This window comes from Synechococcus sp. RSCCF101, assembly GCF_008807075.1.
GTDB lineage: Bacteria > Cyanobacteriota > Cyanobacteriia > PCC-6307 > Cyanobiaceae > RSCCF101.
Genome location: NZ_CP035632.1, coordinates 2,644,494 through 2,667,654 on the forward strand (window position 1 = coordinate 2,644,494; position 23,161 = coordinate 2,667,654).

Below are 23,161 nucleotides of genomic sequence, written 5' to 3' on the forward strand. Positions count from 1 at the left end.
TCGTCCGCGGCGGTGATCAAAATGGCCGGGTCTGCCGATCCTGCGTGCTGATTCAACGGGTTGCCGCCCTCTCGATCACGGCCTCTCTGGTCCCGGCGCTGGTGGCCTGCGGTGATTCGGGCACGGCCCAGGCCCCGGCGGCCCTGCCGGTGGAAGCCACAGTCGTGGCGGAAGAGCGCTTCACCGAGGAGCTGAACACCGTCAGCACCCTGGAATCGGTGGAGAAGGTGGCTCTGGCTGCCCGTGCCGGCGGCCGCATCGAACGCATCCTGGTCCAGGAGGGCGATGCGGTGCAGCAGGGACAGCTGCTGGTGGTGCTCGATCAGACCCAGACCCAGGCCCAGCTGGCGGCGGCGCGGGCCACGATGGAGCAGAACAAGCTCGACTACAAACGCTTCCAGTGGCTGGCCCAGCAGGGTGCCGCCAGCGACTTCCAGCGCGACCGCTTCCGGGAGGCCTTCATCCAGTCGCGCGAGCAGGTGCGCGCCAGCGAGGCCGACCTGGCCTTCAAGGATCTGCGCGCCCCGATCAGCGGCGTGGTCAGCGACGTGGACGTGAAGGTGGGCGATGTGATCAGTGAGGGCACCCCCTTCACACGCCTGATCCGCAACGACCGGCTTCAGGCCCGCGTGGACGTGCCGGCGGTGTACGCGCCCCGGGTGCGGATCGGTCAGACGGTGGACATCCAGTCGCCCGGCGGCGGCGGCACCCTGGCCTCGGGGCGCGTCAGCTTCGTGGACCCCAACGTGGTGGCCGACACCCAGGGCCTGCTCGTGATGAGCGAATTCCCGAACCCTGGTCAGGACCTGCGCAACGGCATGCGGCTCCGCACCCGACTCGTGTTCGACACGCGCGAGCAGCTTGCTGTCCCCTTCAATTCCGTCATCCAGACCTCGGGCCAGAGCTTCATCTTCCGGCTGGGAAGCCTGGAGGACCTCAGGGCCCAGCCGGGCCAGCTCAGCGAGGAGCAACTGGCCCAGCTCCCTGCAGACGGCACCTTCGCGCTGCAGACACCCGTGCAGCTCGGCTTCGTGCAGGGCGACAGTTATCCGGTGATCAAGGGCGTGAGCAGCGGCGAACAGGTGATCACCACCAACCTGCTCAAACTTCGGCACGGCACGCCGGTCGAGGTGAAGTGAGGTTCTGATCGATGTCTCCCTCCAATAACTTCATCTCCAGACCGGTCCTCACCACGGTCTGCAGTCTGCTGATCGTGATCGTCGGTCTGATCGCGATCCCGGTGCTCCCGGTTGAGAACCTGCCCGATATCGCCCCGCCCACCGTGACCGTGCGGGCCACCTACACCGGCGCTGATGCGATTTCCGTCGAGGAGGGCGTCACCTCGGTTCTCGAACAGGAGATCAACGGGGTACAGGACATGGAGTTCATGACCTCGAACAGCTCGGCTGACGGGGTTTCGAACATCACGGTGTCCTTCTACAGCGGCACCGACGGCGACATCAACCAGGTCAACGTTCAGAACAAGGTCTCCCTCGCCGAGCCGAAGCTGCCGCAGGAGGTGAGGCAGACCGGCATCACGGTCGAGAAGGCCTCCAACTCGGTCCTGCTCGTCTACAACTTCACCTCCGAGGACCCGGACAACCCCTACAGCGTCGAGTTCCTCTCCGGTCTTCTCGATCAGCGCCTCACCGACCCGATCCGACGCGTCACCGGCGTCGGCAAGCTCACCTACTTCGGCAATCGCAAACTCGCCTTCCGCCTCTGGCTGGATCCCGACCGTCTGACAGCCTCCGGGCTCACCTCGGCCGACGTTCGCGCCGCCCTTCAGAGCCAGAACCGCCTTGTGCCCGCCGGCCAGGTCGGCGGTGAGCCCTCGCCCGAGGGCCAGGTGTTCACCTTCACGGTGCAGCTTCAGGGCCGTCTGCGCACGGTTGAGGAGTTCGAGAACCTCATCCTGCGTCGCATGGATGACGGCTCGCTCATCCGCCTCGGTGATGTGGGACGGGTGACGCTCGGTGGTGAGACCTTCAACATCGCCGCCACCGATCTCAATGGCGTGCCCTCCGTGGGCATGGCTCTCTATCAGCTGAGCGGGAGCAACGCGGTGGAGGTGTCGGACGGGGTCAAGAAAGTGATCGATGACTTCATCACAACCCTGCCACCGGGGGTCAAGGTCGAGAAGATCTACGACACCACCGATTTCATCAATGCCTCGATCGAGGGTGTGGCCAATGCCCTGCGTGATGCGGTGGTTCTCGTGGTGCTCATCCTCTTCCTGTTCCTGCAGGACTGGAAGTCGACCCTGGTTCCCGGCATCGCCATCCCCGTTGCCCTGATCGGCACCTTTGCCGGTGTTCTGGCTGCCGGCTTCTCGCTCAATCAGCTCACCCTGTTCGGCCTGGTTCTGGCCACGGGTCTGGTGGTGGACGATGCCATCACTGTGATTGAGGACACCTCCACCAAAAAAGGTGAGGGATTGACGGCGATCGAGGCGGCCAAGGCCACCATGGACGAGCTGTTCTCCGCTGTGATCGCCACCTCCCTGGTGCTGTTCGCGGTGTTCGTGCCGGTGCTGTTCTTCCCAGGGGCCACGGGAACGATCTACAAGCAGTTCGCGGCCACGATCATCTTCTCGATCTCGGTCTCCACCTTCAACGCCCTCACCTTCTCGCCCATGCTCTCCGGCCTGCTGCTGAGCATGGACACCCGACAACCGTCGCAGCGGGTGTACTTCATCGCTGGCGGTTGCGTCGGATTCGTCTACGGCCTGCTCTCGGCCGGCGGCGGAGCCGTGCCGGTGCTCCTGGCCACTCTGGCGGGTCTGCTCATCGGTTACGGCCTGAAGCTGGTCACTCGGCTGCCATTGCGGCTTCCATTCGCGCTGGCGGGCGCCGCGGCGGGCCTGATCTTCGCGGATGTGCCCAATCCCTGGCCGGTGCTGATCTTCACTGCCATCGGTCTGGTGGTGGGCTTCTTCCTTGAGCGCATCTTCGCCGTGTTCAACCGTGGCTACGCGCGCGTTGAGACCGGCTATGAATCGATGCTGAGCTGGGTGCTCGGCCACCGGTCCATCGTGATGGGGGTGCTGGCTGGAGGCATCGTGCTCACGGGCTTCGCCTTCAACTCGATGCCCTCCGGCTTCGTGCCGATCGAGGATCAGGGTTATGGCATCGGCTTCGTTCAGGCCCCCGATGGGGTGTCACTGGAGCGGACCGAAGCCATCAACCTCGAGGTGGCCGAAGTGCTCCGCTCCGAGAAGGAGAACGGCCTCCGCAATGCCGCCATCTTCAGCGGTGCCAGCCTCGATGGAAACTCCCCCAACAAGGGCCTCTTCTTCTTCGGCACCGAGAACTGGAGCGAGCGTGAGGACCCCGAACGCAGCGTCGGGGCGATCGTGGCCCGGCTCAACCGCAAGCTGCAGGCCGTGGAGGGTGCCCGGATCTTCGTGGTGGAGCCTCCTGCCATTCCCGGTTATGGAACCGGCGGCGGCTTCGAGTTCCAGTTGCTGGACCAGAGCGGCGGGGCCTTCACCCTTCCCCAGCTGGCCGAACAGGCCGGCGCCCTGATCCGCAATGCTCTCGATACCGGCATCTTCAGCCAGGTCTTCACCCAGTTCTCGCCCGAGGGCCCCCAGCTGGAGGTGCTCGTGGATCGGGATCGCATGGCGGCGCTCGGCATCGATTACGGCGATGCGATGAGCACCTTCAGCTTCTACTTCGGTGGGTCCTACGTGAATGACACCTTCGATGAAGGCAAGGTGCGCCGCGTCTACATCCAGGCCGATGACGCCTTCCGCTCCACGCCGGAAGATCTGACCGAGCTCTATGTGCGCAACGGCAGCGGCGAACAGGTGCCCCTCTCGGAGATCTTCACCGTCAACACCACCTCCGGTCCCTCGATCATCCCCCGCTTCAACCTCTACCGCTCGATCAAGATCGAGGGTTCAGCGGCCCAGGGCCGCAGTTCCGGTGATGCGATCAAGGGCATTCAGGCCCAGTTCGACAAATTGAACGTCCCCGGCCTCGGCTTTGACTGGACCGGGATCTCACGCGAGGAGGTGAAGGCCGGTGCACTGGCGATCGTGATCTTCGCCCTCGGGATCCTCGTGGTGTTCCTGGTGCTCTCAGCCCAGTACGAGAGCTACACCGACCCCCTGATCATCCTGATGACGGTGCCCACCGCCATGCTCGGGGCCCTGATCTTCCTGGCCATCCGGGGCGAGGTGCTCAACATCTATGCCCAGGTGGGTCTGGTGATGCTGATCGGCCTGGCGGCCAAGAACGGAATCCTGATCGTTGACCTGGCCAATCAGCGCATGGCGGAAGGGGCGACGGCCATCGCCGCGGCCCGTGACGCGGCCCAGTCACGCCTGCGGCCGATCCTGATGACGGCGATCTCCTCACTGTTCGGTTTCCTGCCGCTGGTGCTGGCCTCCGGCGCCGGGGCCCGCAGCCAGTCGTCGCTGGGAACCGTGGTGTTCGGCGGCCTCCTGGTGGCCACCTTCCTCTCCCTGTTCGTGGTGCCCGTCTTCTATGTGGTGATGAAGCAGTTCTTCAGCTCAGCTCCACCGCAGGGCGGCACCGGAGATCCCGGTCCGGGCGGAGAAGACCCCAGCACCCCGGCGCTGCCCGCGAGCTGAGCCATGCGTGCCCGATTCAACGGAGCTGCTGTCACCCTGTCCGGCCTGATCGGTGGGGCGGTGGGCCTCGGCGTGGCCTTCTTCCTGCGGGCTCTGATCCGTAACACCCCGGCCGTGGTCCGGACCAGCACCTACTACTGGTGGTTTGTGCTCCTGGGCGGCGTCGGCGCCCTCTGGGGTGTGGCGACCCAGTCGATGAAGCAGCTCGAGCGAAGCCAGGGCTACGAGCACGACACGTTCATGACCCATCGCTACCGCTCCCGCCTCGGAAGCGGGGGGAAGCCCTCCGCTCAGGTGGAGCCGGAGTCGGATCCGGATCCCACTCGGCCCGGACCCGGATCCTGATTCAACCGATCACCCTGATCCACTGATCACCCAGACTCAGGTGATCACCGTCGGACGGTCCATGCCTGTGCGCGCCGGGATCTCCGCCAGGGCGTTGATGGCTGCGATCAGATCGCCGAGGGCCGCCTGTGGATCGAGGCCGAGCTGGCCGCTGGCCGGCTCGTAGCGCTCCAGATACACCCGCAGGGTGGCGCCCTGGGTACCGGTGCCCGACAGGCGCAGCACCACGCGACTGCCGTCGTCGAGCAGCAGACGCAGGCCCTGGTGCTCGCTCACGGAGCCATCCACCGGATCCGCGTAGCGGAAGTCATCGGCGGTGGCGATGCGGCGGCCGGCGAAGGCCTCCCCGCTCAGGGTTGCGAGCATCCCCTGCATCCGGTCGTAGAGGCCGTGGGCGGCCTCGCTGGGGATGGCTTCGTAGTCGTGGCGGGAGTAGTAGTGGCGCCCGAAGCGGGCCCAGTGGCCCGCCATCACCTCGCCCACGGAGCAGCGCCGCTCAGCCAGGATCTGGAGCCAGAACAGCACCGCCCAGAGACCATCCTTCTCGCGCACGTGGTCGCTGCCGGTGCCGAAGCTCTCCTCGCCGCAGAGGGTGATGCGGCCGGCATCGAGCAGGTTGCCGAAGAATTTCCAGCCCGTGGGCGTCTCGAAGCAGGTCAGGCCCAGCTCCTTCGCCACCACATCCACCGCGGCGCTGGTGGGCATCGAGCGGGCCACGCCGGCCAGCCCTCCGGCATAGGCCGGTGCCACCGAGGCGTTGGCGGTGAGCACGGCCAGGCTGTCGCTGGGATTCACGAAACAGCCGCGCCCCAGGATCATGTTGCGGTCGCCGTCCCCGTCGCAGGCGGCGCCGAAGGCGTAGCGATCACCATCCAGCAGCAGGGCCGCCAGCTCGTGGGCATACGTGAGGTTCGGGTCGGGGTGACCGCCGCCGAAGTCCTCGAGGGGGATGCCGTTGTGCACCGTTCCGGCCGGCGCCCCCAGCCGCTGTTCCAGCAGCTGCGTGGCGTAGGGGCCCGTCACCGCGTGCAGCGCATCGAAGACCACGGGGAAATCGCTGCGAAGCAGCTCCGCGATGCGATCGAGATCGAACAGCTTCTCCATCAGCGCGAGGTAGTCGCTCACGCCGTCGATCACCTCCACCGTCAGCCCCGCCATGGTCTGCATGCCCGGGGCGGCCAGGCTCACGCCGGCTGCGCCCGCGCCCGCTTCGAGAATCCGGTAGCCATCCAGCGTGAGGGTGCAGGCGTGGATGGCGGAGGTGAGCGATTCGGGGGCCGGGCCGCCGTTGCTGCCGTTCACCTTCACCCCGAAGTCGCCCTCCGGTCCGCCGGGGTTGTGGCTGGCGGAGAGGATGATGCCGCCGATGGCCTGTCGCTGGCGGATCAGATGCGACGCGGCCGGTGTGGAGAGAATGCCGCCGGTGGTGGTGACCATCCGGGCCAGACCATGGGCGGCTCCCATGCGGGCAATCACCTCGATGGCGCGCTGATTGCCGTAGCGGCCGTCGCCGCCCACCACGAGGGTGCCTCCGGCCACTCCCGGGAGCGTGCGCAGCACCGCCTCGATGAAGCTCTCCAGGTAGTGGGGCTCGGCGAAGCGACGGCTGCTCTTGCGCAGGCCTGAGGTGCCAGGCTTCTGATCCTGGAACGGACTGGACAGGGGAATCGTGATCACCGGGGCACCGCTGCTCATGAGGTGGACTCCTGTGTGCGCCTGGCCAAGTTACCGATGGCTGGTCCTGGTCCTGGCAAACGGCGCCGGCCCGTTCGCTCGACCCGCCTAGCCTGCCTTCCACTGCGCTGCCCTCCCGTGCGCCTCGCTTCGCTGATCGCTCTGTTCGCGGCATCGCCGCTGCTGCTGCTGGCGGACGCCCCGCGCGCCGATGCCGCCTGTTCCACACAGGGCGGTCCGAAACGGGTGCCCTACGGCGAGGCCGTGCAGGAGGCCCGTCAGGCCGCTGAAGCGGTGCTGGCCCGCTCCGGTGACGAGGCCTGCCTGCGGGGCAAGCTGAGCAACGCCATGCTGCTGATGTCGGCAAGCTGCGAGGCCTCCGGCGAAGCCACGCCGCTCTGCCAGCTGGCCGATTCCCTCGCGGTGCGTCTGCAGCCCCTCAGCCTGAATGAAATGGACGCCCGGGCGGAGGAGATTCTCGGCATCAGCGCCCCCTGAGCCCGCGGCTTCTCCGACTCCCCCCAGCCTGTGGCGATCAGCCGGCGGCCGGATTGAGGGCGCCGGGTTGGGCCGGCCCGCTGGGTCGTCGGGGCGGCTGCTGTCGCCGCTTGTCCGGTTGCCGGCAGACCAGTGGGAGCCGGGCGGCGGCGGCGTCGATGCGGTCGCGCCGCTGGAAGCTGTTGTTCGCCTGGACTGTGGCCACCTGGGTCAGCTCCCAGAGCACGTCCTTGCAGGAGCTGGTCAACAGGATGTTGTCGAGATGATCGTCGGCGGTGCGGCGCGTCTCGAGGCAGGGCGCGTCGCTGTTCTCGCGGGAGCAGGCCAGCGCCTGCAGCTGCAGCTCACGCCATTGAGCCGGGGTGGGGAAGCGCGGCGGCTCCTGGCCGGCGCGGACGGCAGGGACGAGGCCATCCGCCAGCCAGCCCCCCGTCAGCAGGCTCCCCCCCAGCAGGGCGGCGGCGAGGCGGCCGCTCACCCGAACACGGGAGACCTGCTGGAGGAGCGCTGCCATGAACCATGAACCGGTCCTGCCATCATCGCCGACCTTCAGGGTGCGCCGGCGTTGCCGCAGCGGCGGCGATCGCGGTCCATCCGGCGGCGGAGCGCTGCTGAGATGCCCAGATCGGCGCCACTCCAGAGGCGGTTCATCTCGCGGGTGAAGTGCGCCGCCAGGAGCGGGCTGTGGATCACCAGCAGGGTCTCGTCGTTGGTGTGCGCCGCTGCGGGAGACCAGTTGAAGCTGCCGCTGATCACGCGGCTCCCGTCCACCACGGCGACCTTGTGGTGCAGCTTGTCGCCGCGGGCCAGCCTGGGCGTGCCCACCCCCTGCAGCCCACGCTGCAGCGGCGCATTGCCGGCCTCGATCGCGCAGCGCCGGTCCGGCAGAGCCACCCCCAGAAGGTCGAGCACCTCCGAGAAGCTGCGGGTGGCGAAGCCGGGATCCGCCACCAGCCGCACCCGCACGCCGCGGCTCACCCGCTCGGCGATCACCTCGGTCAGCGACTGGGCCGAGAACACGAACAGTGCCATGTCGATCTCCTTCTCGGCGGCGGCGAGGGTCGTACCGATCAGCGCGAGGCCATGGCGCTCCCCCCGCGGCGAGTGGGGCGCGAAGAGCACCTCCACCGGGGTGCCGTGCACCATCACCCGCCGCGCCGGTCGTTCCGGCTTGCCCCTGCCGAAGCGGCTGTCGCTGGCTCCACCCGGGCCATCCCCCCACATCAGGGCGAACTCCTCGGCGAACAGGCCGGCCAGCTCCGCCGAGTGGATCTGCAGCAGGTGATTCACGTTGCCCCGGCTGCGCGGGGCCCCGGCGTCCCCATGCAGCCCCGAGGCGGTGAGGTTCGCGCTGCCGGTCACCACGATCCGGCCATCGATCACCACGAACTTGTGGTGCATCAGACCGCTGCCGCGACTGCCGTCCGCGGTGTCGTCGATCAGGGGCACGCCCGCCCGCTGCAGCAGTGCCACCGCATCCCCCCGGCGCCGCTCCTCCAGGCTCAGTTGCCCGTCGCCGTCGCGGTCCGCGAGCCGGCGCAGCTGATCGAGCCTCCTGCGGCCATGCTCGGAGAGGTCCGCGGCATGGGTGCGGCTCCAGGGGGTGCTGTAGGTGTTCTCCAGGATCACCTTCACCGTGACCCCGCGCCGGTGCAGGGCAATCAGCGTGTCGGCCAGATCAGGCAACGCCAGCTCCTGAACCGCCATCAGCACCTCCTGCCGGGCCTCCAGCAGGGCCTTGCGCAGAAAGGCTTCAAGGTCATCGCCGGGGCGCTGCTGCCCCGTCAGCGGGCTCCGGTAGCGGCGGTCGCTGCGGTGGTTGAAGGCCACCTCGAAGCCCTCGGGCAGGGCCAGATCGCCCTGAGCAGTGCCGAGAATCCGGCCCGGCTGGGCGCAGGCGCTGAGAAGAGCCGCGCTCATGGCGGCCGCCAGAGGCCCGGTCCACCGGGGTTGGAACCGCGGCCACACCGCTCCTGGTTCCGGGCGTCGGGCCATGCGTCGGGGAGGGGATCAACCCCAGCAGGATTCCCCGGTCCGGAGGCTGGCGATCAGTGGCCGGACTCGCCTTCGGGCTCCGGCATCTCGGAGGTTCGCAGCATCACCGCGAACCAGAGGGTGCTCACCAGGAGGGCCACTCCCACACCGGTGGCGATGCCGATGTGCTTCATGGTGAGAGGGACGACGAGGGGCACCAGCATCGTGCCCAGCAGCGGCGTGAAGGCCACCAGGGCACGCAGTGTGCGGACCCTGGTGGAGGGCTCAGCGGCCATCAGAACCATTCGGCCACGGCTTCGTGGCTGGGGTTGCTGTTGTCTTCCGGGGTGACCCGCTCGAAACGGAGGGTGATGTTGCGCTTCTGCTCGCCGTCGGCAGCCACGGCTTCGATCGGATAGAGCTGCTGGCCATCGCGGAACGGCACCTGGATGCGGAAGGTGCCATCGCTGGAGAGGGGCACATCCTCACCGCCGATGGTCAGGCGTGCCGAGGGATCGGTGGCGCCGTAGACGATCAGCTCGGCATCCGCCACGAGCCAGAAGGAGCGCTGGCGCGGGGCCACGCCACCGATGCCGGATTCGTTGCGGCCACTGGCCCAGAGGCCCTGGGCCGAATCGCTGAAGCCCTCGCTGAGGCCGCCCTGTGCGGAATCCTCAAGTTCGTGGAAGGCCTCCGACCCACGGCCGATGCGCCGCCAGCGGTTGGTGGCCGTCTGGTACAGGCGCTCGTGCAGGCCCGTGTCGCTCGGAGGGGCGGCCGCGGGAACCGAGGCTTCCGGTGCCGGGGCGGGAGCGGGGGCGGTCTCGAGGGAGAAGGGCACGAACTGGTCGAGAATCTGATCGCTGGGGTGCAGCGCGGGCACCCGTGCCACGGAGGAGAAGGCCAGGGAGATCCAGCCCTTCTGGTTACTGCGGTAGCCCAGTTCAACCCGGTAGTCCCGATCGCTCAGGGGCACGGGCAGGTACCACTCGGTGGCGTGGCTCTCCACCGGGATCTCCTGCAGGGTGTGGGGGTGGGCCGAGCCGTCCTGAAGGCCGGTCACGTCGGCCACGCGCAGGCAGAGCTGGGTCGCACCGCTCTGCTGAGCCTCGCTGCGCTCACTCTCGGAGATCTCCCAGAACACGTAGGCCCACTGGGGATCCCGGGGCAGGAACACCACCCGGGTGGGGGCGTCGGGTTCGACAGGCGCGGGGGTGAGCTCGGCCTCCACAGCCAGCATGTCGGCCCCGGTCTGCTGCTGCTCGCTCTCGATCGCGCTGACCAGGTCCTCCTTGGACTTGCGGCTGTAGAGCGTGACTCCAAGATCGCTCGCGATCTGGCGGAGCTGGCGCAGGGTCAGGCGGGCCAGAGAGGAGAGAGCCTTGCTCACAGTCGAACGTTCCCGTTTTTCTTCGGGATCAGTTTGCTGGCAAATCCTGCCCCCGAGTCCCCGATCCGGTCTGTCGTCAGGAACCACGGACAGCACTGGGACGCATGAAAAAGCGGCGGGATCACCGCCGCGTCATCGGAACGGCCGCAGCGGCGCTGCGGTGTCGAACGCCTCAGCGACCGACGCTCCGGTAGGGAACCTTGCTGAGGTAATCCATGCTCGCGTTGCCCAGCACCGGTGCGCTGCGCAGGGCGGGAAGGCTCCGGACCCAGGGCAGGTAGTCCTGAGGGAAGCCGCCGCGACGCTGGCTGGCGCGCTCCGGCAGGGTGCGGGCCTGGCCGGTGAAGACGATCTGGGGGAAGCCCAGGATGCCCCGGTAGTAGGCGTCGTAGCGGGGCGAGGTGATGTTGAACGGCGTTTCTCCCACCTCCCGGGAGCCGACCACACGGTTGCGGTGGTACGGCACGGTGTCGTAGCCGAAGGCGTTGAGGTACTCCTCGCTGTCGAGGATGTCATCCACCATTCCCTTGACGCCGCGGGTCATGAGCACGGCGGACCAGGCGATCTCCTCGGACTTGCCGTAGGTCTGGCGGCCGAGCAGCTTCTCCACCAGGTGGCGGGCAACCTTGTAGTTGCTGTTGAGGTTGTAGAAGCTGCGGGTGAACGTGTCCGACAGACACAGGGAGCGGATGAAGTCCCGCACCGTCAGCTGGCCGTCCCTCAGCTGGGATTCCAGCGTCCGGTCCCGGTCCACCTTGAAGGCATGGAAGAAGATCTGGCGGTAGGCCGCCTCGATCACGAAGTTCTGGTCCTCGCGATCCATGGCCTTGTCCATGGAAGCGGCCTTCGGGTCCTCATCCGAGCCCACGCGCAGAGGAGCCACCCGGGAGTTCTGGGTGGTGGGGGCGTACTTCAGAAGGGGAAGAGCCACTCGAGCTTCAGCATCCGACGGTCTGGATCGTAGAAGTGAGGCCATCGCCGCACTGAACGGGGTGGCCCACCGATCACAGTCCGTAACGTTCGCGACCGTTCACCAGCCGAAGCTCGAGAGGCCTGCACCGGCGCTCGCTGCCGATGCGACGTCCTGCTCCGCCGGTGACTCCACAGCAGCCCGCGCGTCCGCCACGCAGCGGGTCTCCATGCAGAAGGAGGCGGTGTTGGAGAGACCCTCCACCGTGCTGGTGCGCAGCCGCACGTCGGGTCCCCGGAACCAGAACCGCTCAAGGCTCTCCATCATTTCGTAGGCCGTGCTGAGCACCAGGCCGTCCCGATCGTCCATGCGGAACCGTCCGGCCACCGGGGCGGTTTCGGCGTAGCCCCGATCCCGCAGCAACAGGCCTTCCCGGCCACGCTCATCGGTCGGGATCAGGCCGAACACCGATTCCCCCTCGTGGGCCTCGCCGGCCTGATCCCAGGCCATCGATCCGCTCCAGCGCACCCGGCAGCCCCCCACCACCCTTTCGGGGTCCTGGCCATGGATCTCCGCCACCCGCCGCAGCAGCTCGCCGCCGCGCTCGAGCGGGTCCACCACGATCAGCGAGCCGCCCGCCTCAGCCCGCCGGTGCAGCAGGTGATGGCTGCTGCGCTGGGAGCGCCAGCGGCCGCAGCTCAGCTGGAAGAAGCTCAGGGCGTCCGGGATCGAGAGACTCACGGCACAGATTCCGATGCGGCGATGATGGCAGTCGCCGGAACCGGTCCGTTGGTGGGTGTCGTGGCCGCGCTGGGCGCCGCCCTCTCCTGGACTCTGGCCAGCAGCATCTGGCGCACCCTGAGCACGTCGCTCTCGGCGATCCAGCTCAATGCCCTCAAGAACGGCCTGGCCACGCTGCTGCTGCTGCCCGTTCTGCTGGCGCTGCCCTGGCGGGATCAGTCCGCCTCGATCGCTCTGCTGCTGCTCAGCGGCGTCGTGGGCATCAGCCTGGGCGACAGCTTCTATCTCGCGGCCCTGCGGCGGCTCGGCACCCGCCGCACCCTCACCGTGGAGGCTCTGGCCCCCCTGCTGGCCAGCGTCGGCGGCCTCTGGCTGATGGGCGAGCCGGTCTCCGGCTCCGCCTGGCTGGGGGCGGCCATGGTCACCGCCGCGGTGGTGCTGGTGGCCTCCCAGGCCGGCGGCAGTCCGGGCGGCGGTCTTCCCGCGTCGCCGCGCTCCCGCCTGTGGGGCCTGGCCTGTTCGCTGATGGCCGTGGTCTGCGGCCTGATCGGGGCGGGCCTCTCGCGGGCGGTGCTCGCCGGCGGAGATCTGGCTCCGCTTCAGACCTCTGCCATCCGCCTGCTCGGCGGACTGGTGCTGCTCCTGCCCTGGTGTGGCTCAGCCCTGCGGCGCGGGCGCAGGGCCGGTGCCGGCCAGCGCCGCTGGCTGCAGGTGGGTCTGGCCACCTTTCTGGGTACCAATCTCGGGATCCTTCTGCAGCAGGTGGTGTTTCAGCAGCTTGCCGTCGGTCCGGGGGTGACCCTGCTGAGCACGGCGCCCGTGATGGCTCTGGCGGTGGCGCATCGCGAGGGGGACGCGCCGCGACGGGAGGGGGTGCTGGCCTCGCTGCTGTCGGTCACGGGGGTGGCTCTGGCGCTTCGATGAGTGCCCGCGCTGTGGTTTCGGCATCCTCGATCAGCACGTCCAGGCTGAGCTCCAGGGGCTGCAGCCCGCGCTGATCGGCCAGTCGCTCCAGCTGGCGTCCGGCCACCGCGAGCTGATCGAGGAACTGCCGGGTGAAGGCCGGGTCCTCCCGCAGCACAGGCTGGTTCCGGCACCACTCCAGGCGACGGCCGTCATCCGGCAGCGTGCCAGCGCTCTCCGAATCCGCCATCTGCTGAAACGTGGCCAGGCTGTGGGCCAGCACCCTGAGGGCGTGACGCTGAACAGCCGGCAGCAGGGTGGCGTCCAGCCTCTGCACACTGGCCGCATCGAGAGGTCCGCCGCCGGCGGAGGCGCCGGAATCAGAGGCTGGCATCAGCCGCAACCGGGGCTGACGGGGTGAGGCGGAAGCCGCAGGAATGGCCCTCCTGAAGCCGCCAGTGCACGCGCTCGACCCGGCAGTCGGGAAAGAGGGCCCGGATCAGCTTCAGCTCCAGGTCGCAGATGATCGGGTGCTGCTCGGCGATGCGGGCCACCGAACAGTGCATCTCACTGATGCGCCAGCCGGGGCCATCGGGTTCCGGGCTGGCTTCGGAGAGATGTCCCTCCTGCCGGCGCAGGTGCACAAGCTGCTGGACGCGGGATTCGAGATCACCACTCGGGATGGCCCGGCTGTAGTGGAGGGCCTTGTCGTGCAGCTGCTGTTCCAGCAGACCCTGCAGCGTGGACTTCGGCAGGTGCTGGACCAGTGAATCGAGCAGGTCGAGGGCGAAGGCTTCGCTGGCATCCGGAAAGCGGCTGCGACCCTGACGGGTCAGGGTCCAGCGGTTGCAGGGACGGCCAGGACCGGTCGGGGTCGGGGTGCTCTCCACAAGGCCGGACTCCTGCAGGCTGCGCAGGTGGCGGCGCAGGATCTGAACAGACAGGCCCAACTCGCTGGCGAGATCCGCCGCACTGCACTCACCCAGCCGAAGCAGCACGGCCAGGACTGCATCCCGTGTTGCTGGCTGAGCGGTGGTGGCCATACGCTCCTAAGAGTTTCCACACCATGCCACGTTCCTCCGGTTGCTGACGAAGGGCGCGCGCCGCCTGCTCGCCGCTGACAGGGAACAGTCATCTAAGGTCTGGTAACGAAACCAATCTGTTTCGCAACCCGGCCAGCCAGGCGGCGCCAGGCTTCGCCGTCCACTCCGATCCCGAGCCCCTCTTCATGACTGCCACCCCCGCTGTTGGAGACCTTGTCAGTCAGCCCTACAAGTACGGCTTCGTCACCGACATCGAGACCGACAAGATCGCCAAGGGTCTGAGCGAGGACGTGGTGCGCTGGATCTCGGCCAAGAAGGAGGAGCCCAGCTTCCTGCTGGAGTTCCGGCTGCGGGCCTTCCGGCACTGGCAGACCATGCGCGAGCCCGACTGGGCTGCCCTCGGCTATCCCCGCATCGACTATCAGGACATCGTCTACTACGCGGCGCCCAGGCAGCCCGAGGGCAAGAAAGCAAGCCTTGACGAGGTGGATCCCAAGCTCCTGGAGACGTTTGACAAGCTCGGCATCCCCCTCAACGAGCAGAAGCGGCTGACCAACGTGGCTGTGGACGCCGTCTTCGACAGCGTTTCCGTGGCCACCACCTACAAGGAGAAGCTGGCTGAGCACGGCGTTGTCTTCTGCTCGATCAGTGAGGCGGTGAAGGAGCACCCGGAGTTGATCGAGCGCTATCTCGGCAGCGTGGTACCGATCAGCGACAACTACTTCGCAGCCCTGAACTCCGCGGTCTTCAGCGACGGCTCCTTCGTCTACATCCCCAAAGGCGTGGAGTGCCCGATGGAGCTCTCCACCTATTTCCGCATCAATTCCGGCGACACGGGCCAGTTCGAGCGCACCCTGATCATCGCCGAGGAGTCCTCATCGGTGAGCTACCTCGAGGGCTGCACAGCGCCGATGTTCGACACCAACCAGCTGCACGCCGCTGTGGTGGAACTGGTCGCTCTTGATGATGCGTCGATCAAGTACTCCACCGTTCAGAACTGGTATGCCGGTGACGAGGAAGGTCGCGGAGGCATCTACAACTTCGTCACCAAGCGCGGCCTCTGCCGCGGCGCCCGCAGCCACATCAGCTGGACCCAGGTGGAAACCGGCTCGGCGATCACCTGGAAGTACCCCAGCTGTGTGTTGCAGGGTGAGTCCTCCGTCGGCGAGTTCTACTCGGTGGCGCTCACCAACAACTGCCAGCAGGCCGACACCGGCACCAAGATGATTCACGTCGGGCCGAACACCCGCTCCACCATCGTCAGCAAGGGCATCAGCGCCGGCCGCTCCGCCAACAGCTATCGCGGTCTGGTGCAGGTTGGACCCAAGGCCACCGGGGCACGCAACTACAGCCAGTGCGATTCGATGCTGATCGGGGATCGTGCCGCCGCCAACACCTTCCCCTACATCCGCTCTCAGCAGCCCGACGCCAACATCGAACACGAGGCCAGCACCTGCCGGCTCTCGGAGAATCAACTCTTCTATCTGCAGAGCCGCGGCATCGCCTTCGAGGAGGCCGTCTCGATGATGGTCAGCGGCTTCTGCCGCGATGTGTTCAATCAGCTGCCCATGGAGTTCGCCGCCGAGGCCGACAAGCTGCTCGCCCTCAAGCTCGAGGGATCGGTGGGCTGAGTTCTCCCTGGCCTTCCGTCTCCGTTTCCCATCCGCCGGCGCGGTGCGCCCGGCCTGTCCTGCCGTCTTCCCTGCCCCAGTCCGTGACCCGAACCGACGCCGTTCCTCTTCTCGACATCCACGATCTCCATGCCAGTGTCGACGGCCAGCCCATCCTCAAGGGGGTGACGCTGACGCTGCACCGCGGCGAAATCCATGCCGTGATGGGTCGCAACGGCAGCGGCAAGAGCACCCTGTCCAAGGTGCTGGCCGGCCATCCCGCCTACACGGTCACCTCCGGCACCGTGCGCTACCAGGGGGAGGATCTGCTGGAGATGGAGCCCGAGGAGAGGGCCAGGATCGGGGTCTTTCTTGGTTTTCAGTATCCCGTCGAGGTTCCCGGGGTCAGCAATCTCGAGTTCCTGAGAGTGGCCACCAATGCCCGCCGCGCTCAGCAGGGCCTGGATGAGCTGGACACGTTCTCCTTCGAGGATCACATCCAGGAACGGCTGGAGGTGGTGCAGATGGATCCGGCATTCCTCGAGCGCAGCGTGAACGAGGGCTTTTCAGGTGGTGAGAAGAAGCGGAACGAGATTCTCCAGATGGCCCTGCTGCAGCCCCATCTCGCCATCCTCGATGAAACCGATTCCGGCCTCGACATCGATGCGCTGCGCGTTGTGGCCGCCGGCGTGAATCAGCTGGCCGGTCCGGACAACGCCATGCTCCTGATCACCCATTACCAGCGTCTGCTGGATGAGATCACACCGGACTTCGTGCATGTGATGGCGGCGGGTCGCATCCTGCGCACGGGCGACCGCAGCCTGGCGCTCGAGCTGGAACGCTCCGGCTACGACTGGGTCGACAAGGAGCTGGCCCTTCTGGAGCAGGCCTCAGCATGACTCTGCGACTGATCGAATCGCTGCCGCCGGCCTCAGGTCCCCTGGCCGAGGTGCAGCGCCGGGGTCGTGAAGCCCTGCTGGATCTGCCGGTGCCGCATTCCGGCCTGGAGCCCTGGCGTTTCACCGATGTGCCCAGGCTGAAGCGGTTGCTGGAGACCCTCTCCTCCCCTTCCGGGCAGGCAGCGGACGACGCTTTGCCGGACGCGGTGGTGCCGCCGGCCTCGCCCGGCACCCATCGCCTCATCCTCAGCGGTGATGGCCGGCCGGTTTCGCCAGGGCCCCTTCCGGACGGGCTTGAGCTGCTCACCGATGCCGAGGTTCATCAGGCCCTGGGCCACACCCTGGCCAGCACGGGCTGCGAGCACCACTGGCCCGTTGAGCTCAACCACGCGGTGGCCTCTCACTGCCTGGCCCTGCGGGTCACCGGCCCTGTGGCTCCCACGCTGGAGCTGATCACCGTCTCCGGCGGCGGCGCCCTGCGTGCTCCCAGGCTCCTGCTGCTTCTCGGCAAGGGAGCTCACCTCAGCGTGCTTCAGGTGGTCATCGGCCGGGGCGCCGGTCTCACCAGCGTTGTGGTGGAGGCCCATCTCGGCCGGGAGGCCCGGCTGGATCACTCCCTGCTGGCTCTGGGGGAGGCGGAGTCCGCGCTGCTCGCGGATGTGGCCGTGGAACAGGACCCGGGCAGCGTCTACCGGGGCGTCTCGGCCCTGAGGGGCTGGGGCCTGGCCCGGTTCGAGCCCAGGGTCACCCAGGTGTCGGGTGCGGCCGAAACCGTGCTGCGGGGCCTGCAGGTGGCGGACGCCGACAACGAGATCGACACCCACGCCCAGATGCAGTTCGGTGGACCCGATGGGCGACTGGACCAACTGCACAAGGCCCTGGCTGACGATCGGGGTCATTCGATCTTCAACGGTGCCGTTCAGGTGCCCCGTGCCGCGCAGCGCACCGATGCCGCCCAGCTGAGCCGCAGCCTGCTGCTGTCGTCGCGGGCCCGCATCGACACCAAGCCGCAGCTGGAGATCGTCGCCGACGACGTGCGCTGCACCCACGGCGCCACCGTGAGCAGCCTGCGTCAGGAGGAGCTCTTCTATCTCCGCAGCCGCGGCATTGATGCGGCCACCGCCAGTCGTCTGCTTCGGCGCGGCTACTGCCAGGAGATCCTCTCCGACCTCCCCGCGGCCGCGGCAGCATGGCAACCCCTGGAGCGTGTGCTCAGCGCCGGCTCACCGATCACGCTCCCCGCCTGATCCCCCTGTTCCCTCCCGCCCGAGCGGATGTCGATCCTGAACGCGATCCCGGCCGACACCGTCGCTGCGCCGGCCAGTTCATCCCTGACCCTGGCCGATCGCACCCGGCCGGATTTCCCGATCCTTGAGCAGACCACCGCCGACGGCCGGCCCCTGCTCTACCTCGATCACGCCGCCACGAGCCAGAAGCCCCGTCAGGTGCTGGAGGCCATCTCGGCCTACTACGCCAACGACAACGCCAATGTGCACAGGGGCGCGCACCAGCTGAGCGCCCGCGCCACGGAAGGCTTCGAGAACGCCCGCTCCACCGTCAGCCGCTTCATCGGGGCCGGCGGACCACGGGAAATCGTCTTCACCCGCAACGCCAGCGAGGCCATCAACCTGGTGGCCCGCACCTGGGGTGATGCCAGCCTTCAGCCCGGCGACGAGGTGGTGGTCTCCGTCATGGAGCACCACAGCAACCTCGTTCCCTGGCAGCTTCTGGCCCAGCGCACCGGCTGCGTGCTCCGGCCGGTGGGCATCGACGCCAGCGGCCGGCTCAATCTCGCCGAGTTCCGCTCCCTGCTCGGCCCCCGCACCCGGCTCGTGAGCCTGGTGCACGTGAGCAACACCCTCGGCACCTGCAATCCCATCTCGGAGATCGCCGACATGGCCCACCGGGCCGGGGCACTGGTGCTGGCGGATGCCTGCCAGAGCCTTCCCCACCAGCCCGTGACCGTGACGGAGCTCGATGTCGACTTCCTCGTCGGCTCCTCCCACAAGCTCTGCGGCCCCACCGGCATGGGCTTCCTCTGGGGCCGCGAGGCGCTGCTCGAGAGCATGCCGCCCTTCCTGGGCGGCGGCGAGATGATCGATGAGGTGTTCCTCGATCACAGCACCTGGGCCGGGCTGCCCCACAAGTTCGAGGCCGGCACCCCGGCCATCGGCGAGGCCATCGGTATGGCGGCGGCCATCGATTACCTCTCGGCTCTGGGCCTCGAGCGGATTCACCTCTGGGAGCAGCAGCTCACCGCTCACCTGTTCGAGCGTCTCGAGGCGATCGACGGCCTGACGGTCCTCGGCCCGAGCCCGGCTCAGCAGCCCCACCGGGGGGCCCTGGCCGCCTTTGTCGTGGAGGGTCTCCACGCCAACGACATCGCCGAACTGCTGGATGTGCAGGGCATCTGCATCCGCAGCGGTCACCACTGCACCCAGCCATTGCACCGGCTCCTGGGTCTGCCGGCCAGCGCACGCGCCAGCCTCAGCTTCACCACCACCCCGGCCGATATCGACCGCTTCGCCGAGGAGCTTCAGGGCACCATCGCCATGCTCCGCGGCTGAGCACTGCCGCCGCAGCGCCGCCCGCGGGGATCAGCCGTCCAGGCCAAGGTGATGCCGGAAGAAGGCTTCCGTGGCCTCCAGCACCTGCTGCTGCACCCGGCTGTCGCGAAAGCCGTGACCCTCATCGGCAAACGTGTGCAGCTCCACCGGCACACCTCGCTGCCGCAGGGCTGCGGCCATCCGCTCGCTGTGCTCGGGCGGCACCACCCGGTCCCTCAGCCCCTGGAAGAGGATCACCGGCGCTGTGATCCGCTCCACCTGGTGCAGGGGTGAGCGGGCTTCATAGATTGAGCGGGCCTCCGGCCAGGGCCCGATCAGCCGATCGAGGTAGTGCGCCTCGAAGCGGTGGGTGGCCTGGGCGAGCAACGCCGGATCGCAGACGGGATAGCGACAGGCCCCCGCCTGGAACAGGCCGGTGAAGGCAAGGCAGGCCAGGGTGGTGAAACCGCCGGCGCTGCCACCCTCCATGGCGATCCGCTCCGGATGGGCCCGGCCGGCGTCGATCAGAGCCCGGGCGGCGGCGGCGCAGTCCGCCACATCCACCACGCCCCAGCCGCCATCGAGCCGCTCCCGGTAGGCGCGACCGAACCCGGTGGAACCGCCGTAGTTCACATCCACCACCCCCCAGCCGCGGCTGGTCCAGAAGCGGATCAGGGGGCTGAAGGAGGGACGGGCCATGGAGGTGGGGCCGCTGTGGACCTTCACCAGCAGAGGGGCGGGACCTGTGGCCGGAGTGGCCGGCGGGTGGTACCAGGCCTGCGTCCGGGCCCCGCTGGCGCCCGAAAACCAGAGGACCTCCGGCTCCCGGATCGCGGCGGCGGCCACGGGCAGATCGGCGCAGGGGAGATGGGTCCAGCGGCCGGCAGGGGATCCTGGCGTTCCGTTCCGGGTGCGCAGATGCAGCAGCCCCGGCGCGGTGCGGGCGGAGGCCGCCACCGCCACCACCGATCCGTTCTCCCCGTCCAGCCAGGCCAGGTCATCGAAGGGCGTGGCCAGCTCCCGCCACTGGCTCGGTGCCGCAATCGCCCCCAGTCGCCAGCGTCCCTGCCGGCACGAGGCACTGATCAGCTGCTCGCCGTCCCAGGCGGTGGTGCGCATGCCATAGGCCCACTGGGGCATGGCGAACTCCTCCTCCGCCGGCATCAGGGGTTGCCAGGTCGTTCCGCTGGTGCCGTCGGAGTCGCCGATGGGACTCCAGTTCTGGGCACCCTCGAGGCGCTCCAGATTCCAGAAGCCCGAGCGGTCCGAGGCCACCACCAGATCCCCGCTCCCCAGCCAGAGGGGCTGGAACAGGGAGCAGGGAGCGGCCTGATCGCCGGCGATCACACAGTCGCCCTCCAGCCGACCGTCCCTGCCGATGCGGGCCAGGTGCAGCCGACTCCGTTCCCACGGCATGGCATCCGATGCCCACTCGACCCAGCAGAGCCGGCTGCCATCCGGGCTGAGAGCGGCGTAGCCCAGAAAGGCCTCGCCCCGTTTCAGAAGCTCGGGTTCGCCGCCGCTGAGCGGCACGCTGACCAGGGCATCGCTGCCGCCGGCTTCCATCACACCGATCCAGCGCTGCCGCCGGTCGTCGATCAGGCCATCGGCGAACTGCCGTGCCGCCGGCTCGCACAGGCGCCGTTCGTCGCCGGGCCTGCAGGGACCTGATCCGACCGGCCACTCCAGCGTCCTGCTCCAGAGGCAGCCGTCGCGGTCGTCGACCCAGACCACGGTGGTGCCGGCTCCGTTCTGGTGGAGTGCCACCACGCCGCCGCCGTAGTCGTGCACCCGGCTGCGCAGATCGCAGGGGGCGGGAGTGATCTCCTGGGCGGGCAGCTGATCCAGCCGGCGCCCGTCACCGACCGGTACCGAGGCCAGCGGCAGGGCCATCAGGGTGGTGCGGCCCCCTTCCCCGGGGCGCTGCTCGAGCCAGTAGAGGCGCGAGGCCAGCAGACGCGGTTCGCGGATCGATGGCCAGCGGCCCGTGGCCAGGGCGCTGTCCAGCGGGTCGGGCCCCGTCGCAGGAGGAGGGGTGGGGGCGGACATCGGCAGGCCTTCCATCAGGGCGTCGCCCCTAAGCTCGATGCAGATTTGCATGGTGCACTTGGCTCGCAGCTTCGCCCAACTGGCACGGACGGCCGAGCGCACCAACAGCGCCGTTCAGGTGTCCAAGCAGCCCCAGAGCGACCCGCCGCTGGAGATTCACACCCTCGGCGATCAGGTGCTGCGCACCCCGGCCCGGCGCATCGCCAGGGTTGATGAAAGCGTGCGCGATCTGGCCCGCGACATGCTGCGCTCGATGTACAGCGCCCGTGGGATCGGCCTGGCCGCCCCTCAGGTGGGGATTCACAAGCAGCTGCTGGTGATCGACCTCGACCCGGAGAACGCCGCCACGCCTCCACTGGTGCTGATCAACCCCGAGATCACCGCCAGCGGAGCCTCCGTCGACACCTACGAGGAGGGCTGCCTCAGCATTCCCGGCGTCTACCTGAATGTGGTGCGCCCCACCACAATCGAGCTGAGCTACCGCGACGAGTTCGGCCGCCCGCGCAAACGCAAGGCCGATGGTCTGCTCGCCCGCTGCGTCCAGCACGAGATGGACCATCTGCGCGGCGTTCTGTTCGTGGACCGGGTCACCGATGAACTGGCCCTGAACGAGGAACTCCGCGAGCACGGTTTCGATCGGGCCGCCGTCCGGGCGGTGGGCTGACCGATGCCGATGCACCCGCTGGCAGGGGTTTTCCTGGCCCTGGCCTGTGTTCTTGGAATCGCCGCCACCGGTTCGGTCTTCGAGCTCGCTTACGGCGAGCCCGACCTGGGCGTCGGCCTGACGCGCCTGATCCTGGGCCTGTCTCTTCCGGGCACGGTCGTGTCACTTCTGGTCGCGATTCGCTTCAACAAGCCCTCCTGAAAGCCCGAGCCTCCCCCGGAACGGGCTTCTACGATCCGGGTCCACCCGAGCGTCAGCATGCTTCTCCGAACGGTTGCGCCCTCCCTGCTCGCCGGCAGCGCCGCCCTCCTGGCCGCCTCTTCAGCGGTCCCGGCCCAGGCCTCCCTGTTCGGGACCCAGGAGGTGGATGCCAGCCGCTTCCTGATGGTGGCTGCCCCCATCGGCAGCGGTGAGCGCTACCAGCTCAACATCTACGAGCAGCGCGGCGATCAGCGCCCCTGCTTCGCCGTCTCCGGTGCCAACCCAGGCATCGTGGACCCCCTGCTGGCCACCTTCAATTTCACCGGGGTCTGCAGCCGCTACATCGATGGCAACGGCTACTCCCTTCGCATCGGTGGCAGCGACTTCGGCACCCGCTACCGCCTCAGCGTCGTCCGGCGCGGCGGCGACATGCAACTGCTGGCGGTTCCCTCCGGTGGGGCGGCCACGGCGGAGGCGGTGGTGGCCCGCACAGGCGGGCAGGCTCCCGGCTTCCTGCAGCTTCAGCTGGAGCCGGGCTGGAAGCTGATGCGCCGCACCTACGGCGATCGTGCCCTCGGCCACATCTACGTGTACCGGGACGACTGGCCGGCTGGCGCGGTTGAGCCGCCAGCCGGTGGTTGAGGGGGGATTGGTAAGGTGGTGGGCTGTGATTGGCCCCGCGCTTGATGACCCAGGTCACCGTCGGTGAGAACGAAGGCATTGAATCGGCACTGCGCCGGTTCAAGCGCCAGGTGTCGAAGGCCGGCATCTTCGCCGATCTCAAGCGCCTGCGTCATCACGAGACTCCGGTTGAGAAGTACAAGCGCAAGCAGCAGCAGCGCCGCCGCCGCCGCTGAGCGCCTCCGGAAGCGCTGTGTAACAAGGGCTACCGAGTCGTTACGGCTTGTGTTTGGGGCCTCCCCGTGGCCGCGATGCTCCCAATGATGGAAGCAGGCCCAAGGGAGGTTCCCATGTCCGCCAGGCTCAGTTCGTTCCTGCGTTGGCTCGGCGACAGCCTCAGCCACGCACTCGGCAATCCCCGCGAGGAGAAAGCGCACCAGCCCCCCGCTGTCGGCGCCCAGCCCTATCCCGACCATCCCCACAAAGCCTGACG

Annotated in this window: 24 protein-coding genes; 14 read left to right on the forward strand and 10 right to left on the reverse strand. The window is 68.2% G+C overall.

Going from position 1 to position 23,161, the window contains the following annotated elements; translation table 11 throughout:
* Positions 1 to 44 precede the first annotated feature (44 nt).
* From EVJ50_RS12750 to EVJ50_RS12760, 3 genes are read left to right on the forward strand one after another with little or no spacing between them, the layout of a single operon-like run.
* Positions 45 to 1,139 carry an efflux RND transporter periplasmic adaptor subunit gene (locus EVJ50_RS12750; protein WP_225322941.1) on the forward strand — a complete coding sequence of 365 codons (1,095 nt, stop codon included), beginning with the start codon at positions 45 to 47 and terminating at the stop codon, positions 1,137 to 1,139.
* Positions 1,140 to 1,150: 11 nt separating this feature from the next.
* The gene (locus tag EVJ50_RS12755) at positions 1,151 to 4,600 is read left to right on the forward strand and encodes an efflux RND transporter permease subunit (RefSeq protein WP_150884391.1); all 3,450 of its coding nucleotides are present in this window, start codon (positions 1,151 to 1,153) and stop codon (positions 4,598 to 4,600) included.
* Between the two features lie 3 nt (positions 4,601 to 4,603).
* Positions 4,604 to 4,945 (forward strand): hypothetical protein, encoded by a 342-nt coding sequence (locus tag EVJ50_RS12760; RefSeq protein WP_150884393.1) that lies wholly within the window; start codon positions 4,604 to 4,606, stop codon positions 4,943 to 4,945.
* 36 nt (positions 4,946 to 4,981) lie between these two features.
* Here the strand turns inward: EVJ50_RS12760 and EVJ50_RS12765 are convergent, their stop codons facing one another.
* Complete coding sequence (locus EVJ50_RS12765) at positions 4,982 to 6,640, reverse strand: alpha-D-glucose phosphate-specific phosphoglucomutase (protein ID WP_150884395.1); 1,659 nt, start codon at positions 6,638 to 6,640, stop codon at positions 4,982 to 4,984.
* A gap of 117 nt (positions 6,641 to 6,757) precedes the next feature.
* Between EVJ50_RS12765 and EVJ50_RS12770 the strand changes: the two genes are divergently transcribed.
* On the forward strand, positions 6,758 to 7,117 hold the full coding sequence (locus EVJ50_RS12770; protein ID WP_150884397.1) for a hypothetical protein: 360 nt from the start codon (positions 6,758 to 6,760) through the stop codon (positions 7,115 to 7,117).
* A 37-nt stretch (positions 7,118 to 7,154) separates the two neighbouring features.
* Here EVJ50_RS12770 and EVJ50_RS12775 read toward each other — a convergent pair whose 3' ends face one another.
* From EVJ50_RS12775 to EVJ50_RS12800, 6 genes are all read right to left on the reverse strand, one after another.
* A complete protein-coding gene (locus EVJ50_RS12775; RefSeq protein ID WP_150884399.1) occupies positions 7,155 to 7,631 on the reverse strand; it encodes a hypothetical protein in 477 nt (158 codons plus the stop codon).
* A 35-nt stretch (positions 7,632 to 7,666) separates the two neighbouring features.
* A complete protein-coding gene (locus tag EVJ50_RS12780; protein ID WP_150884401.1) occupies positions 7,667 to 9,037 on the reverse strand; it encodes a phosphatidylserine/phosphatidylglycerophosphate/cardiolipin synthase family protein in 1,371 nt (456 codons plus the stop codon).
* Between the two features lie 128 nt (positions 9,038 to 9,165).
* Positions 9,166 to 9,387 (reverse strand): hypothetical protein, encoded by a 222-nt coding sequence (locus EVJ50_RS12785; RefSeq protein WP_370455511.1) that lies wholly within the window; start codon positions 9,385 to 9,387, stop codon positions 9,166 to 9,168.
* Entirely contained in the window at positions 9,387 to 10,481 is a 1,095-nt protein-coding gene (locus EVJ50_RS12790; protein ID WP_150884405.1) for a DUF4912 domain-containing protein, read from the reverse strand. Before EVJ50_RS12790 ends, EVJ50_RS12785 begins: the two co-directional genes overlap by 1 nt.
* A 172-nt stretch (positions 10,482 to 10,653) precedes the next feature.
* Positions 10,654 to 11,412: a phycobilisome rod-core linker polypeptide gene (locus EVJ50_RS12795; protein WP_150884407.1), complete on the reverse strand. Its 759-nt coding sequence runs from the start codon at positions 11,410 to 11,412 to the stop codon at positions 10,654 to 10,656.
* Positions 11,413 to 11,511: 99 nt separating this feature from the next.
* Positions 11,512 to 12,132 carry a phycobiliprotein lyase gene (locus EVJ50_RS12800; protein ID WP_150884409.1) on the reverse strand — a complete coding sequence of 207 codons (621 nt, stop codon included), beginning with the start codon at positions 12,130 to 12,132 and terminating at the stop codon, positions 11,512 to 11,514.
* Positions 12,133 to 12,153: 21 nt separating this feature from the next.
* On the opposite strand from EVJ50_RS12800, the gene EVJ50_RS12805 reads away from it, so the two are divergent.
* On the forward strand, positions 12,154 to 13,056 hold the full coding sequence (locus EVJ50_RS12805; protein ID WP_225322942.1) for a DMT family transporter: 903 nt from the start codon (positions 12,154 to 12,156) through the stop codon (positions 13,054 to 13,056).
* Here the strand turns inward: EVJ50_RS12805 and EVJ50_RS12810 are convergent.
* On the reverse strand, positions 13,028 to 13,429 hold the full coding sequence (locus tag EVJ50_RS12810) for a hypothetical protein (protein ID WP_150884411.1): 402 nt from the start codon (positions 13,427 to 13,429) through the stop codon (positions 13,028 to 13,030). The genes EVJ50_RS12805 and EVJ50_RS12810 overlap by 29 nt on opposite strands.
* A complete protein-coding gene (gene sufR / locus EVJ50_RS12815) occupies positions 13,416 to 14,078 on the reverse strand; it encodes an iron-sulfur cluster biosynthesis transcriptional regulator SufR (RefSeq protein WP_150884413.1) in 663 nt (220 codons plus the stop codon). Before sufR ends, EVJ50_RS12810 begins: the two co-directional genes overlap by 14 nt.
* A 185-nt stretch (positions 14,079 to 14,263) precedes the next feature.
* On the opposite strand from sufR, the gene sufB reads away from it, so the two are divergent.
* The 4 genes from sufB to EVJ50_RS12835 all read left to right on the forward strand — a co-directional run bounded on the left by sufB (position 14,264) and on the right by EVJ50_RS12835 (position 19,154).
* Positions 14,264 to 15,709 carry a Fe-S cluster assembly protein SufB gene (gene sufB / locus EVJ50_RS12820; protein ID WP_150884415.1) on the forward strand — a complete coding sequence of 482 codons (1,446 nt, stop codon included), beginning with the start codon at positions 14,264 to 14,266 and terminating at the stop codon, positions 15,707 to 15,709.
* Between the two features lie 83 nt (positions 15,710 to 15,792).
* Positions 15,793 to 16,587, forward strand: a complete 795-nt coding sequence (gene sufC, locus EVJ50_RS12825; RefSeq protein ID WP_150884417.1) for a Fe-S cluster assembly ATPase SufC — start codon at positions 15,793 to 15,795, stop codon at positions 16,585 to 16,587.
* Positions 16,584 to 17,834, forward strand: coding sequence for a SufD family Fe-S cluster assembly protein (locus tag EVJ50_RS12830; RefSeq protein WP_150884419.1), 1,251 nt, complete (start codon positions 16,584 to 16,586; stop codon positions 17,832 to 17,834). The genes sufC and EVJ50_RS12830 overlap by 4 nt, the downstream gene beginning before the upstream one ends.
* A gap of 27 nt (positions 17,835 to 17,861) precedes the next feature.
* On the forward strand, positions 17,862 to 19,154 hold the full coding sequence (locus tag EVJ50_RS12835; protein ID WP_150884421.1) for a SufS family cysteine desulfurase: 1,293 nt from the start codon (positions 17,862 to 17,864) through the stop codon (positions 19,152 to 19,154).
* 30 nt (positions 19,155 to 19,184) lie between these two features.
* On the opposite strand, the gene EVJ50_RS12840 is transcribed toward EVJ50_RS12835, so the two are convergent.
* Positions 19,185 to 21,233, reverse strand: coding sequence for a prolyl oligopeptidase family serine peptidase (locus EVJ50_RS12840; protein ID WP_225322943.1), 2,049 nt, complete (start codon positions 21,231 to 21,233; stop codon positions 19,185 to 19,187).
* Between the two features lie 7 nt (positions 21,234 to 21,240).
* Here EVJ50_RS12840 and def point away from each other — a divergent pair, with 7 nt between their 5' ends.
* From def to EVJ50_RS14730, 5 genes are all read left to right on the forward strand, one after another.
* Complete coding sequence (gene def, locus EVJ50_RS12845; protein ID WP_150885040.1) at positions 21,241 to 21,846, forward strand: peptide deformylase; 606 nt, start codon at positions 21,241 to 21,243, stop codon at positions 21,844 to 21,846.
* A 3-nt stretch (positions 21,847 to 21,849) separates the two neighbouring features.
* A complete protein-coding gene (locus EVJ50_RS12850; protein ID WP_150884423.1) occupies positions 21,850 to 22,047 on the forward strand; it encodes a hypothetical protein in 198 nt (65 codons plus the stop codon).
* A gap of 57 nt (positions 22,048 to 22,104) precedes the next feature.
* On the forward strand, positions 22,105 to 22,689 hold the full coding sequence (locus EVJ50_RS12855; RefSeq protein WP_150884425.1) for a DUF3747 domain-containing protein: 585 nt from the start codon (positions 22,105 to 22,107) through the stop codon (positions 22,687 to 22,689).
* A gap of 44 nt (positions 22,690 to 22,733) precedes the next feature.
* Positions 22,734 to 22,904: a 30S ribosomal protein S21 gene (rpsU, locus tag EVJ50_RS12860; RefSeq protein WP_150884426.1), complete on the forward strand. Its 171-nt coding sequence runs from the start codon at positions 22,734 to 22,736 to the stop codon at positions 22,902 to 22,904.
* A 114-nt stretch (positions 22,905 to 23,018) separates the two neighbouring features.
* Complete coding sequence (locus tag EVJ50_RS14730) at positions 23,019 to 23,159, forward strand: hypothetical protein (RefSeq protein WP_191964780.1); 141 nt, start codon at positions 23,019 to 23,021, stop codon at positions 23,157 to 23,159.
* The last annotated feature ends 2 nt before the right edge of the window (positions 23,160 to 23,161 follow it).